Here is a 13,555-nt window from a genome sequence, read left to right on the forward strand (position 1 = left end):
CAACGCCGAGTAACAACCCGAGTTCCAAAATCTTCTAAGTAGAGAGCTATTTAAGCAGCGACACGTGAACTTTCATTGAAGAACAACGCCTGGCTGATCAGCGCCTTCACCATATCAGGATTGAACGGCTTGGTCACAAGGAATGTCGGCTCAGGACGCTCGCCCGTCAGAAGACGCTCAGGGAAGGCAGTGATGAAGATCACGGGGAGCGTGGTCATCTGAAGGATTTCCTTCATGGCTTCCAGACCGGAGCTTCCGTCTGCCAGCTGAATATCCGCAAGGATCATCTTTGGCTGGGTACGGTGGAACAGCTCAAGCGCTTCCTTGTGAGTGCGCGCAATGCCGGTAACATTATGGCCCAGATCCGTTACCATCTGCTCGATGTCCATCGCGATCAATGGCTCGTCTTCGATGATCATGATGTCAGTGGCGACCTGACGGGCAATTTCGGATGCCGCTTCATCGATCAGCTTGCCAACATGCGCTTCAGGCACGCGAAGGATTTCTGCGACTTCGGCCATGGAGAATTCCTCGACTGTGGTCAGGAGGAACGCCTGGCGTGGAACCGCTGGCACGGCAGAGAGGTTCGCGGAGGCGCGCTTTTCCCAGCCTGTGAGGTTTTCATCGGTCTTGATGTTGATCGTGACGGAACTAAAAATCGATACGAACAATTGATAGAGCGAGACCCGGTCACTGCTGGTCTGCGGAAAAATGCTGACATCGGCAATCAATGCTTCCAGGCTGGCGGCAACGTAAGCGTCACCAGTGGATTGTGAACCGCAAACAGCACGCGCGAACCTGCGCAAATAAGGCAGGTGTGGTGCAATGCGTGTAGAAACTGACATAAAATTCTCCCCTGGAATCGTGCGGCTTGCATCGCAAACCTAAACGAAAAAACGTGGCATCTAAAAAAAAGTTCCGGTCGGCTGGAACATTTTTTTTAGATAGGCATTATGAGTCATGACACATTAGGAATACCGGAAATCATGAGCATGTTTCAATCAGATCAGGAACCGTCTGATAAGGGGAAGTCGCCGACAGTCCCGGATTCGGGGCGAACGGTGATATCCCGCAAATTACGCGAACTTTACGACACAGTTCAAGACGAGGGCATTCCAGACAAGTTCCTCGATTTGCTTGAAAAACTCGACGAAGCTGAAAACAAAGCGAAAGCGTCGGGTCTGTGATGGTAGAAGAGCCAAACAAGAACGAATACAATTTCAAGCGTGAGATGCTGGCGGCCTTGCCAAATCTGCGCGCTTTTGCCATTTCCCTCATCAGATCCCGTGACCGCGCCGACGATTTGGTGCAGGACACGATCATGAAGGCGTGGGCAAAGCAGGAAAGCTATCAGCCCGGCACCAATATGCGTGCATGGCTGGTGACGATCCTTCGCAACGAATTCTACAGCCAGATCAGAAAATCCGGCCGTGAAGTTCAGGATACCGATGGTGCTTACACCTCGCGTCTGTCTGTTCCACCAGAACAGCATGGGTCTGTCGATCTGGCAGATTTCAAGACGGCGCTTGCCAAGTTGCCTGAAGACCAGCGTGAAGCCATTCTGCTGATCGGCGCATCCGGTTTTGCCTATGAGGAAGCTGCGGAAATCTGCGGTTGCCCTGTCGGCACCATCAAAAGCCGCGTCAGCCGCGCTCGTCTGCGCCTTCAGGAACTGCTCGGCATTCAGGACGAAAACGAGTTTGGTCCCGATGCCCAGATGACAGCTGTCACGGCGGCATCAGCGGTACGCTAAGTCAAACTTCACGACATCGAAAACGGCGCGGCCTCACGGCTGCGCCTTTTTATATTCCGCCTTCCTTCACAGACTGCATCACCACAAAGGTAGAGGTATTGGCCACGCATGGAAGGCTGGAGATTTTTTCGCCCAGCACGCGCCTGTATTTACGGATATCGGTGGTGCGCACCTTCAGTAGATAGTCGAACGCACCCGCGATCATGTGGCACTCTTCCACTTCCTTGATCTTGCGAACGGCGGTGTTGAAATCCTCCAGCGCCTTTTCGCGCGTATCCGACAATTTGACCTCCGTAAATGCAATATGCTCCAGCCCCAGCTTGGCCGGGTTGAGCATGGCGCGAAAGCCCAGAATATAACCTTGATCGACCAGACGCTTCAGCCGTGTCTGGCATGGCGTTTTCGACAGGCCAACCTGCCGCGACAATTCCAGAATGGACATGCGCCCATCCTCGCTCAAAGCGCCCAATATCTTCAGATCGAAGTGATCAAGATCGCCTGTTTCAGATGGTTTTGGCATCCATATTGCCTTCAAAAGCCGATATTATAAGTTATTTTGTCCCAATATATCGCTGAAATAGGACCATAGCAACTTCACCGGCAATGGTAAGATCATATCAGAACACGAGCGTCGAGATCATAGGCGCTCATCACCGATATCAGGGACCGGACCCATGGCCGAACACAACGCCGCGCTTGCCACACCACAGACCGATGCAGCCGACGGTGTCTTTGCCCGTTTTGCGCCACCGACAAGCCCGCAGACGCCGCTTCGCCGCGCCATCACCGAGGCGACGCGCCGGTCTGAACCGGACTGCGTGGCACCCTTGCTGGAAGCCGCAACCGTGTCGCCCGAACAAGCTGCGACAATCCGCACCATCGGGCGCAAGCTCGTCACCGCCCTTCGCGCCAAGGCAAAGGGCACCGGTGTCGAAGGTCTGGTTCAGGAATATTCGCTTTCCAGCCAGGAAGGCGTGGCGCTGATGTGCCTTGCCGAGGCATTGTTGCGCATTCCCGATGCCGCCACCCGTGACGCGCTGATCCGTGACAAGATCGCAACCGGCGATTGGCGATCGCATCTGGGCGGCGGTCGTTCGCTGTTCGTCAACGCCGCCACCTGGGGTCTCGTCATCACCGGCAAGCTGACCTCCACCGTCAACGACAAGGGGCTTTCGGCAGCCCTGACGAAACTCATCTCCCGCGCAGGAGAGCCGGTCATTCGCCGGGGCGTTGATATGGCCATGCGGATGATGGGCGAGCAGTTCGTGACAGGTCAGACCATTGCCGAAGCCATCAACCGCTCCAAACCGCTTGAAGCGCAGGGCTTTCAATATTCCTACGACATGCTGGGTGAAGCAGCGACCACGGCCAAGGATGCCGAACGCTACTACCGGGATTACGAGCAGGCCATTCATGCCATCGGCAAGGCGTCCGCCGGTCGCGGCGTCTATAACGGCCCCGGCATTTCCATCAAGCTTTCTGCGCTGCACCCGCGCTATGTGAGAGCGCAGGCGAAGCGTGTGATGGATGAACTTCTGCCGCGCGTCAAATCCCTGATGCTGCTGGCCAAGGGCTATGATATCGGCCTCAACATCGATGCCGAAGAGGCTGACCGGCTGGAGCTTTCGCTCGACCTTCTGGAAACGCTTGCGCTGGATGCAGAGCTTGGCAACTGGCAGGGTCTTGGCTTTGTCGTGCAGGCCTATAGCCGCCGCTGCCCCTTCGTGCTGGATTACATTATTGATCTTGCGCGCCGGTCCAACCGCCGCATCATGGTGCGCCTCGTCAAGGGTGCCTATTGGGATGCGGAAATCAAGCGGGCGCAGCTGGATGGCCTGACAGACTTCCCCGTCTTTACCCGCAAGGTTCACACGGATGTTTCCTACATTGCCTGCGCCACCAAGCTGCTGGCTGCCCGCGATGTGGTCTTCCCGCAATTTGCCACCCACAATGCGCAATCGCTGGCAACGATCTACCATCTGGCCGGTCCCGAATTCAAAATCGGAGACTATGAGTTTCAGTGCCTGCACGGCATGGGAGAGCCGCTCTACAGTGAGGTCGTCGGCAAAAACAATCTTGACCGCCCCTGCCGCTTCTATGCACCGGTTGGAACCCATGAAACACTTCTGGCCTATCTCGTGCGCCGCTTGCTGGAAAACGGCGCAAACTCCTCCTTCGTCAACCGTATCGCCGACCCCAATGTGGCCATCGACCAGCTTCTGGACGACCCGGTTGCCGTGGTGAAAGCCATGCCCGCTCCCGGTGCGCAGCATGAAAAAATCTCAAAGCCTGCCAATCTCTTTGGCACCCGCACCAACTCGGCAGGGCTGGATCTCGCCAATGACATGGTTCTGGCAACGCTCAGCGAAGCCTTGTCCGCAAGCGTCGCCATGGAATGGAAAGCAGCCTCGCCTCTTTCGTCAGGTACAACGCGTTCTGTTCTCAACCCCGGCGGCCACACGGATGTGGTCGGCACCGTGATTGAGCCTAGCGAGGAAGATGTTGCGAAGGCGCTTGAAGCCGCGGCCTCGTCCAACTGGTCGGAGATATCAGTTGAAGAGCGCGCCGCCTGCCTCGAAAAAGCGGCTGACGTCATGCAGGAGCGATTGCCGACCCTGCTTGGCCTCATCATGCGCGAAGCTGGAAAATCAGCACCCAACGCCATTGCCGAAGTGCGCGAAGCCATCGATTTCCTGCGCTACTATGCCCATGAAGCCCGCGCGACATTCGGAGCCGAGCAGCAGGCGCTTGGCCCCATCGTCTGCATCAGCCCGTGGAATTTTCCGCTGGCGATCTTCATCGGGCAGGTTGCCGCCGCGCTTGTGGCTGGCAACCCCGTGCTGGCAAAGCCTGCCGAAGAAACACCTCTGATTGCCGCTGAAGCTATCCGCATGCTGCATGAGGCGGGCGTTCCCGCTGATGCTGTCCAGCTTCTTCCCGGCGATGGAAAAACCGGTGCCCAACTGGTGGGTGCGCGCCAGACCGCGGGCGTGATGTTTACCGGCTCCACCGAAGTTGCGCGTCTGATCCAGAAGCAACTGGCCGAGCGTGTATCGAGCGATGGTCGCCCCATTCCCCTTATCGCGGAAACCGGTGGCCAGAACGCCATGATCGTCGATTCCTCGGCCCTTGCCGAGCAGGTCGTGGCCGATGTCATTGCATCCGCCTTCGACAGTGCCGGTCAGCGTTGCTCGGCGCTGCGCGTGCTGTGCCTTCAGGACGATGTTGCTGACCGGACGCTGACGATGCTGAAGGGCGCCCTGCACGAGTTGCGCATTGGCAGAACCGATCAGCTCAGCGTGGATGTAGGCCCCGTGATTACGCTGGAGGCCAAGGACAACATCGAAAAACACATCGAAGCCATGCGCGCCCTTGGCAACTCCATCGAGCAGATCACACCAAGCGGCGAGACCGACAAGGGCACCTTCGTGCCACCCACCATCATCGAGCTGAAATCGCTGTCCGATCTCAAGCGCGAGGTCTTTGGCCCGGTTCTGCACGTCATCCGCTTCAAGCGCGAGAAACTGGACCGGTTGATCGACGACATCAACGCCACCGGCTATGGCCTGACCTTTGGCCTGCATACGCGCCTCGATACGACCATCGCGCATGTGCTTTCGCGGGTGAAGGCTGGCAATCTCTATGTCAACCGCAACATCATCGGTGCGGTCGTGGGTGTGCAGCCTTTCGGCGGTCGCGGTCTGTCCGGCACCGGCCCCAAGGCTGGCGGCCCGCTCTATCTGGGACGGCTCACCAAAAACCCGCCTTTGGTTGAGCGCAAGGGCCAGCAGCCGGACACGGCGATTGCCGATCTCGCCAACTGGCTGGACGCGAAAGACGACAAGGCCGCCGCGCAAGTGGTGCGGGCGTCTGGCAATCTTTCAGGCCTTGGCTTTGAGACCGAACTTGCAGGCCCTGTCGGCGAGCGCAATCTTTATGCGCTGCATCCGCGTGGCCAGGTGCTGCTTGCGCCACAGACAAGAGACGGGCTTTTCCGCCAACTGGCAGCCGCCCTTGCAGCTGGAAATACAGTCGTGATCGACCGGGATACGAAGCTGGACGCAGCGCTTGACGGCCTGCCATCCAGCGTCGCTGCCCGCATCACATGGTCCAGCGATTGGGAAGCAGCAGGGCCGTTTGCCGGTGCATTGATCGAGGGTGATGCGCAGCGGGTGCAGCAGCTCAACACCCGCATCGCTGGCCTTCCCGGCCCGCTGGTTCTGGTTCAGTCCGCAACGACAGAGCAATTGCAGGGCGCTGAGCAGCCCTACAATCTGAACTGGTTGCTGGAAGAAGTCTCCGTCAGCGTCAACACGACGGCAGCAGGCGGAAATGCCAGCCTGATGTCCATCGGCTAAAGAAAAACCGCTGGCGAGAACCCAATCTCGCCAGCGGCCATTTTTTAAAGCTTGTTCGATGTCGCCAGATTATTCGATATCGCCAAACTACTCGATATCGAACGTCACGCCCTGCGCCAGTGGCAGCGCCTTGGAATAGTTCACAGTGTTGGTCGCACGGCGCATGTAGGCCTTCCATGCGTCGGAGCCGGATTCGCGACCGCCGCCCGTTTCCTTCTCACCACCGAAGGCACCGCCAATTTCCGCACCTGATGTGCCGATATTGACGTTTGCAATGCCGCAATCGGAACCATCCGCCGCCATGAAGCGCTCTGCTTCCTGAAGGTCGCGGGTGAAGATGGAGGAGGAAAGACCGGCGGCAACAGCGTTATGATCTGCAACGGCCTGATCGAAATCGCTGTATTTCATGACGTACAGAATGGGCGCGAAGGTTTCTTCCAGAACAGGGCCAACCTGCTTCGGCATTTCGACCAGCGCGGGTTTGACGTAAAAAGCGGTGTCCTTAGCCGCTTCAGCAACACGCTCGCCACCGGTGATGACTCCGCCATGCTTGCCAGCCTCTTCCAATGCCTTCTGCATGCCATCAAACGCCGCCTTGTCGATAAGCGGACCGACGAGCGCGGATGTTTCCAGCGGGTTGCCGATGGAAACCGAACCGTAAGCCTTCTTCAGACGCGGAACGAGCTGGTCATAGACGCTGTCATGCACGAAGAGACGGCGAAGCGTGGTGCAACGCTGGCCCGCCGTGCCCATGGCACCGAAGGCGATGGCGCGCAGCGCCATGTCGAGATCGGCAGAGGGGCAGACGATACCGGCATTGTTGCCGCCAAGCTCCAGAATGGCGCGGGCGAAACGCTTGGCCAGACGTGGGGCCACATCGCGGCCCATGCGGGTGGAACCGGTGGCCGAAACCAGCGGCACTTTCGGATGATCGACCAGCGCCTCGCCAACGGTGCGATCACCGATGATGACCTGGCTCAATCCCTCAGGCGCATCGCCGAAGCGGGCAATGGCGCGCTCGAAAATGCCCTGAACGGCAAGCGCGGTCAGCGGTGTCTTTTCCGATGGCTTCCAGACGACGGCATTGCCGCAGACGATGGCCAGCGCCGCATTCCACGCCCAGACGGCGACGGGAAAGTTGAAGGCAGAGATAACGCCGACGACACCAAGGGGGTGCCATGTTTCCATCATACGGTGGCCGGGACGCTCGGTCGCAATCGTCAGGCCGTAGAGCTGACGTGAAAGACCGACCGCGAAATCGCAGATATCGATCATTTCCTGCACTTCGCCGAGACCTTCAGAGGTGATCTTGCCAGCCTCCAGCGAAACGAGCCGGCCAAGATCATCCTTCGCTGCACGCAATTCTTCACCCAAGAGCCGCACCAGCTCGCCGCGCTTGGGCGCTGGCACCAGACGCCATGTGCGGAAGGCGGCATCCGCCTTTTCGACCATGGCTGAGACGTCGCTTGGCGAAACCGTTTTCAGCCGGGCGATCTCCTCGCCGCTGACAGGGCTGAAAGATGCCATGTCCCCACCCTGATAAAGTGCCGGCGAAACGCCCATCTTTTCCAGAAGCGCACCGGCTTCCTTGACGACATCGACCCTGCTTGCGGATTGGCTCATGACAAAAGCTCCTTGGTTCCAGATAACGGGACATTGACGCGCGGCCATACCCGTTTCATTCTCTTTCCTGATCATATACGGGTTCAAGTGCCGTTTTCAAATGAGGAAACCGGTTCTGTTGATGCGAGACTGGAATGGACACACGCAGACGACTGGTTCCTGATATCGTCACCTTGCAGGCGTTCGAATGCGCGGCAAGGCACGGAAATTTCACGCGCGCGGCAGAAGAGCTAAACCTGACACAAAGCGCCGTCAGCCGCCAGATCAGCGATCTGGAAGCGCAGACCGGCATGCTGCTGTTCGAGCGTATTCGAAGACGGGTGGTGCTATCAGATGCCGGACGCAAATTCCTGCCTGATGTGCAAAGATTGCTGCATCAATCCGAGCAGCTGATGGTGCGCGCCGTCACATCAGGTGCATCCAATGCGTCGCTATCCATCGCAACGCTTCCGACATTCGGCAGCCGCTGGCTCACCCCCCGCCTCCACAAATTCCTGAGCACCCGGCCGGATACGGTGCTGACGGTGGCATCACGTTCCCAACCCTTCGATTTCGATGAGGAAGGTTTCGATATTGCCATCCATTACGGCCAGCCGGTCTGGGCGCATGGCACCTGCACCTTTCTGTGCAACGAAGTCATCGTTCCCGTCGCAAGCCCTGCTCTCCTCGCCTCCCGCCCGGTGGAGACTCGGGCGGACATGCTGGACGGCCCGCTTCTGCATGTTTCCACGCGCCCAAAATTATGGACCGAATGGTTCGAGATGGATGGATTGGCCACCGATAGCGCCTACCGCGGCAGCCGCTTCGATCAATTTTCCATGCTCATCGAGGCTGCCATCAGCGGGTTGGGTTTTGCGCTTCTACCGCGATATCTGATCGAGGCGGAACTGAATTCCGGCCTTCTGCAGGTCGTTTTCGATGTGCCGCTGCAAACGGAAAACAGTTACTTCATCGCCCTGCCGGAAGGACGGCAAGACAATGTTCTGGCGCGTGCATTTCAGAACTGGTTGCTGGAGCAGGTGGGGCAACCGCTGTAAACAGTTCAGAGCCGGTTTCGGAAAAACGGGTTCCAGCGCACCACACCGAGCCGGATTTTCTCGCGCATCATCGTCAGCAATCCGGCAGCGGCAATGACCACAAGACCCGAAATGGCAAGCGTATCCGGATATTCCGCAAAGAAGAACGCGCCGATGGCAACCGCCCATAAGATCTGCGAGTAATGCGACGGCGCGATCTGGCTGGCGGGAGCGATCTTGGTTGCGGTGAGCAGCGTCAGTTGCCCGACGGCGGTGCAGACGCCAATAATGATGAAAGCGCCGATCTGGTGCCATGTCGGCACCTGAAAATCCTGATACATCAAGACGCCGTTGAAGGTCAGGCCATAAAGAACCAGCACGCCCATGATGGATGTCCGCTTTTCCCGCCCTGCCAGTGAGCGCAGCAGAACAATCGTCAGGCCCGCGAGAAAGGCAACGCAAATAGCAGCGAAGTGCCCGAGTTCCAGCGTCTTGAAGCCGGGGCGAACAACCAGAATGACGCCGACGATGCCAGCCATGACCGCCGACCAGCGCCACAGCCCGATATCTTCCTTCAGCACCAGCGCCGACAGAATGGTGACGAAAAGCGGTGACAGAAAGATCAGCGCATAGGCTTCCGCCAGCGGCACGCTGGTAAATGCATAGATGCCGAGAATGCCGGCAAAGAGCCCTGATATGGCACGTGCATGGACCGCCCACGGTCTGCTCATGCGCCAGAAATGGCGCCAATGCTCTTCTTTAGGCTTGAAAAAGAAGATGATGGATGCGGATGAGACAATGCTGAAAAAGCCGATCTCGAAGACGCTGACCTCTGAGCCGAGCGACTTGATGGTGGCGTCTCCCCAGGAAAAGCTGGCGTAAGCGAGCAACCCCAGTAGAAAACCTTTTTGCATGGCAACCCATCCCGGACGGAGATCAGGGCGACGGGCCGTTCGACATTGTCCGAATCACAATGCACGGCAAATGCCGATCTCCGCAATTTCGCTACGCCTGCCCTCCCCACAGCACAAGGCGCAAAACAGGCGAAACCGTCCTGTTGCTAATATAAGGCGCGCGCGTTCTCAGCTCATTTCCGGGTCGATGGTGAAAAGCTCGTGCGCCCGGGCAAAGCCCCGCAGGGCATAGCGCCCGATGGAGACCATAAGGTCGCGCATATCATCAGGACACATCAACATGAACTCGCGGGACATGACCGTGTCGCGCGCCACGGAACTGCACAAGCCGCTGATACGGCTGACGACATTGACGGCGGGGCCGACGACAGTAAAATCCAACCGGTTGCGGCTGCCGATGTTCCCGTAAAAGACTTCCCCCACATGCAGGCCCAGATAGACATCCGTTATGGGCAGGCCCTCCTGCTTGCGCCGATGGTTCAGCACGGTCAGATTGGTTCGAAGGGTGATTTCCGCAGCCAGCGCGGCAGCACAGCCTGAGCGTTGATCTGCATCGCGGAAAATGGCCAGAATGCCGTCCCCGATCAATTTCAGAACGCTGCCGCCATGGGCGTGGATGGCTTCGATGACCACACCAGCATAGTCATTGAGAAACGGAATGATCTGGTCGGGCTCGGCGCGCTCGGAAATGCCGGTGAAATCCCGCAAATCGGAAAACCATAAGACAGCATCGATCTTTTCGACTTCGCCGCGCGTGATGGTTCCGCTGATGACCTTGCGGCCAGCATCCCGTCCCAGATAGACATCGCTGATGGTGCTGATGATACGCATGCAGCATGCGGTCTTGAAGGCAAGGGCAAGCGTGGGCAACAGCATGCGCAACGCGGCCAGCTCATCATCGTGAAAGCCTTCCGCATGACGTGTCAGCCAGTGGGAGTAAAAGGCATTCATCTCACCCACACTGCCACGATCGGTAAAGCGATGAATGGTCGCCAGATAATCGGTGTGTCCGGCCTCCATCATGTCGTTCAGCTTGCGGAAGGTTGAGCGCCCGCCTTCAAAGAACCGATGCCGGGCTTCATTCGAGTTTTCCTTGATGAGATGGAAGAAGACGGAGCTTTCCCAGTCCTCGCGGGCTTTGCCATCATCGGTAAAATCATAGACGCTGGATGACGCAGCCACATCGCCGCTATCCCAGCGAAAGGCATGCCCCTCAAAATCCGGGTGAAGCGTATCCATCAGGACCAAAGCCGAAGAAATCGAAATGCCGACCTCATTGCAGCGCGTGCAAAAGCCCGACAGCAACTTTTCCTCTTCAATGCCCTCGTAGCCTTGCTGCGATAGCCACAATAAAATCTCTGAAAGACTGGACTGCTGGATCATGGAGGGCGATGGTCCCGATTGAGCACACGTGAAAACATTTGCCATGCGTTGAGCCAGCAGCGTGGCCTGCTTTGGTTCTGTTTACAACATTTTCACGAAATCATCTGACGAAAAGCGGCTGCGTGCTTGGCCAGAAGGCCATCTGTAACATGCTGCCCATGCAGCAGGGTGATGTGCCGCGCACCTTTGCCTCACCCGGTCAAGCATTGAAAAACTAGCAGTTCAGCTATTGCCCTCTTCACTCTCGCTGGACTGGAGCAGCCGCGTCAACTCGGCGCAGTTCGGATCATCAGCATCCAGCAACTGCACGGGTGACGTCCAGCCGAAGCTGTAGCCCACAATCGTTGCAATGGCCCATGATGGATCCTCGCCTGCGCGCTGAAGGAGCTTAGGCCCCTGCGCGGCCACGCATTGCTGCGACTGCTGAAGGGATTGGGCTGAGGCATTTGCGCCCTGAAGGCGGTCCTGCACCTCTGCCTGAATGGGGTTCAGGACAAAAAGCGTGATGAGCCATGCGGCAATATCGGAAATCATGCGTAACCTCTGCACACTCGGCGATGATGTCGGAAAAGGTCCGACATCGTGAAAGCGCCGAGACTTTCACCAGAGGGGCCCGGACCAGCGGGTTGGTGGAGATGTGGGAGGCCGTCGCTGCAATTCAAGAGGCGCGGCAGGGGGAATTGGACAAGAAAGGCAACAGGCCTTTCTAAAGATGCCGCGCCACCCTTACTTTGGAGCCCGATAGCGAATGTGGCACGTGTCGCCATCACCCGTTTCCACATCGACTTCGACACCAAACACATCCGCGATCAGGCTAGCCGTGAAGACCGTCGATGGCTTGCCAAGCGCCACAAGCTCACCCGCCTTCATCACCGCCACCCGGTCACAAAACATGGCCGCATGGTTGAGGTCATGCAGCGCTGCGGCCACCGTCAGCCGCTGTTTGCGCACGAGGTGTAACAGCGCAATCTGGTGACCGATATCGAGATGATTGGTCGGCTCGTCCAGAAGCAGAATATCCGGCTTCTGGGCCAGGGCGCGGGCGATGTGCAGCCGCTGCCGCTCGCCCCCCGATAGCGTGTGCCACATGCGCTTTGAAAGATGCTTTGCATCCACATCCCGCAATGCCTGATCCACAATGGCATCATCCTGCGCCGACCATGGCGACAGGGCGCTTTTATGCGGCGTGCGACCAAGCTCGACGGCCTGACGGGCGTTGATGCGCTCCTGCGTCTCCGCCTGCTGCTCAACAAGGGCGATAGATCGTGCGACATCGCGACGGTTCAGGCTTTCCATGGACTTCCCGTCCAGCGTCACTTGACCGGATTTCGCCTTTCGAAGGCCGCAGAGAAGCGACATGAGACTCGTCTTGCCGGAACCGTTGGGCCCGACAATGCCCAGAAACTCGCCCGGCCTGATCTCGAGACTGACGTTCCTCACAATCTCGACACCACCGGCAGACCAGCATAGATCCTGCGCGCAAAGGGTCATACCGATCTCCGTCGCTGGCTGAGAATGAGCGCGAAGGCCGGGGCACCGAACAGCGCCGTGATGACGCCGATCGGCAAGACCTGCCCGGCGATGATGGTGCGCGAAACGATGTCTGCCGCAATCATGAACACGGCTCCGGTCAGGGCCGCAGCGGGCAACAGGCGCCCATGGCGGACGCCGACAATCATGCGTGCTGCATGGGGAATGACAAGACCGATAAAGCCGATGGAGCCGACAATACTGACCATGATGGCCGTCATCAGCGCGCAGATGCCAGTGAGTACGATGTAGACGCGCCGAACCGGTATGCCGAGCGAGGCAGCGGAGCCGGAGCCGAAGGTAAAGGCATCCAGCGCACGCGCATGCCACAGGCAGACCAACAGGCCGATAAGCGTGACCGGCAAGGCCAGCCACACATCTGGCCAGCGCACACCGGAGAGATTGCCGAGCAGCCAGAACATGATGCCCCGCGCCTGTTCGGCATTGGCAGCCTTCGTCACGATAAAGGAGGTGATGGCATTGAAAAGCTGCGAACCCGCCACACCCGCCAGAATGATGGCGCTGTTTCCGCTGCCAGCCCTCAAGGCCAGCAGGCTGACGAGGGCAAAGGCTGTGAGCGCACCGAGGAACGCGCCGAGCGGCATGGTGAGCATGCCAGCGCCAAAGCCGAGAATGGCAACGCCAACCGCGCCCGTCGATGCACCGGCTGAAATGCCCAGAATATAGGGGTCGGCCAGCGGATTGCGCAACAGCGCCTGAAGCACGACGCCCGACAACGCAAGGGCTGCACCGCAGCAGGCCGCAACCACAGCACGACTGAGGCGGTAGTTCCAGATGATGCCTTCATCGATCGCATCCAGCGGATAGCCGGCATCGAACACACGGTTTGCCACCGTCTTGGCAACGACATCCATGGAAATGGATGTCTCGCCAATGGCTGCGCCGAGCCAGAGCGCCAGACCCAGGAGCCCGGCCGCCAGCAAGACGGCACGGGTTATTGTGAAACAGGCACCCATG

The 13,555-nt window shown here is 58.4% G+C and carries 12 protein-coding genes; 4 read left to right on the plus strand and 8 right to left on the minus strand.

Going from position 1 to position 13,555, the window contains the following annotated elements; all coding sequences use genetic code 11:
• Positions 1 to 50: 50 nt before the first annotated feature.
• Positions 51 to 845 (minus strand): response regulator, encoded by a 795-nt coding sequence (locus tag IFT53_RS22165; RefSeq protein WP_192068050.1) that lies wholly within the window; start codon positions 843 to 845, stop codon positions 51 to 53.
• Positions 846 to 986: 141 nt separating this feature from the next.
• On the opposite strand from IFT53_RS22165, the gene IFT53_RS22170 reads away from it, so the two are divergent.
• Both IFT53_RS22170 and IFT53_RS22175 read left to right on the plus strand, forming a co-directional pair.
• The gene (locus IFT53_RS22170) at positions 987 to 1,187 is read left to right on the plus strand and encodes a NepR family anti-sigma factor (RefSeq protein ID WP_042617819.1); all 201 of its coding nucleotides are present in this window, start codon (positions 987 to 989) and stop codon (positions 1,185 to 1,187) included.
• Positions 1,187 to 1,753 carry a sigma-70 family RNA polymerase sigma factor gene (locus IFT53_RS22175; protein ID WP_042617718.1) on the plus strand — a complete coding sequence of 189 codons (567 nt, stop codon included), beginning with the start codon at positions 1,187 to 1,189 and terminating at the stop codon, positions 1,751 to 1,753. Before IFT53_RS22170 ends, IFT53_RS22175 begins: the two co-directional genes overlap by 1 nt.
• Before the next feature lie 49 nt (positions 1,754 to 1,802).
• On the opposite strand, the gene IFT53_RS22180 is transcribed toward IFT53_RS22175, so the two are convergent.
• Positions 1,803 to 2,273 (minus strand): Lrp/AsnC family transcriptional regulator, encoded by a 471-nt coding sequence (locus tag IFT53_RS22180; RefSeq protein ID WP_042617719.1) that lies wholly within the window; start codon positions 2,271 to 2,273, stop codon positions 1,803 to 1,805.
• 154 nt (positions 2,274 to 2,427) lie between these two features.
• On the opposite strand from IFT53_RS22180, the gene putA reads away from it, so the two are divergent.
• Entirely contained in the window at positions 2,428 to 6,111 is a 3,684-nt protein-coding gene (gene putA, locus IFT53_RS22185) for a trifunctional transcriptional regulator/proline dehydrogenase/L-glutamate gamma-semialdehyde dehydrogenase (protein ID WP_192068048.1), read from the plus strand.
• An 87-nt stretch (positions 6,112 to 6,198) separates the two neighbouring features.
• On the opposite strand, the gene amaB is transcribed toward putA, so the two are convergent.
• The gene (gene amaB, locus IFT53_RS22190; protein WP_192068046.1) at positions 6,199 to 7,734 is read right to left on the minus strand and encodes an L-piperidine-6-carboxylate dehydrogenase; all 1,536 of its coding nucleotides are present in this window, start codon (positions 7,732 to 7,734) and stop codon (positions 6,199 to 6,201) included.
• Positions 7,735 to 7,868: 134 nt separating this feature from the next.
• On the opposite strand from amaB, the gene IFT53_RS22195 reads away from it, so the two are divergent.
• Positions 7,869 to 8,771, plus strand: a complete 903-nt coding sequence (locus IFT53_RS22195; protein ID WP_192068044.1) for a LysR family transcriptional regulator — start codon at positions 7,869 to 7,871, stop codon at positions 8,769 to 8,771.
• Between the two features lie 5 nt (positions 8,772 to 8,776).
• On the opposite strand, the gene IFT53_RS22200 is transcribed toward IFT53_RS22195, so the two are convergent.
• From IFT53_RS22200 to IFT53_RS22220, 5 genes are all read right to left on the minus strand, one after another.
• Entirely contained in the window at positions 8,777 to 9,664 is an 888-nt protein-coding gene (locus IFT53_RS22200) for a DMT family transporter (protein ID WP_192068042.1), read from the minus strand.
• Between the two features lie 168 nt (positions 9,665 to 9,832).
• On the minus strand, positions 9,833 to 11,047 hold the full coding sequence (locus tag IFT53_RS22205; protein WP_244656440.1) for an adenylate/guanylate cyclase domain-containing protein: 1,215 nt from the start codon (positions 11,045 to 11,047) through the stop codon (positions 9,833 to 9,835).
• A 222-nt stretch (positions 11,048 to 11,269) separates the two neighbouring features.
• Positions 11,270 to 11,581, minus strand: coding sequence for a hypothetical protein (locus IFT53_RS22210; RefSeq protein WP_192068039.1), 312 nt, complete (start codon positions 11,579 to 11,581; stop codon positions 11,270 to 11,272).
• Between the two features lie 192 nt (positions 11,582 to 11,773).
• Positions 11,774 to 12,538: an ABC transporter ATP-binding protein gene (locus IFT53_RS22215; RefSeq protein ID WP_192068037.1), complete on the minus strand. Its 765-nt coding sequence runs from the start codon at positions 12,536 to 12,538 to the stop codon at positions 11,774 to 11,776.
• A complete protein-coding gene (locus IFT53_RS22220) occupies positions 12,535 to 13,554 on the minus strand; it encodes a FecCD family ABC transporter permease (RefSeq protein ID WP_192068035.1) in 1,020 nt (339 codons plus the stop codon). The genes IFT53_RS22215 and IFT53_RS22220 overlap by 4 nt, the downstream gene beginning before the upstream one ends.
• Between the last annotated feature and the right edge of the window lies 1 nt (position 13,555).

Origin of the sequence: Rhizobium sp. CFBP 13644 (assembly GCF_014842165.1) — a bacterium.
In the GTDB taxonomy this organism is placed as follows: domain Bacteria; phylum Pseudomonadota; class Alphaproteobacteria; order Rhizobiales; family Rhizobiaceae; genus Agrobacterium; species Agrobacterium tumefaciens_C.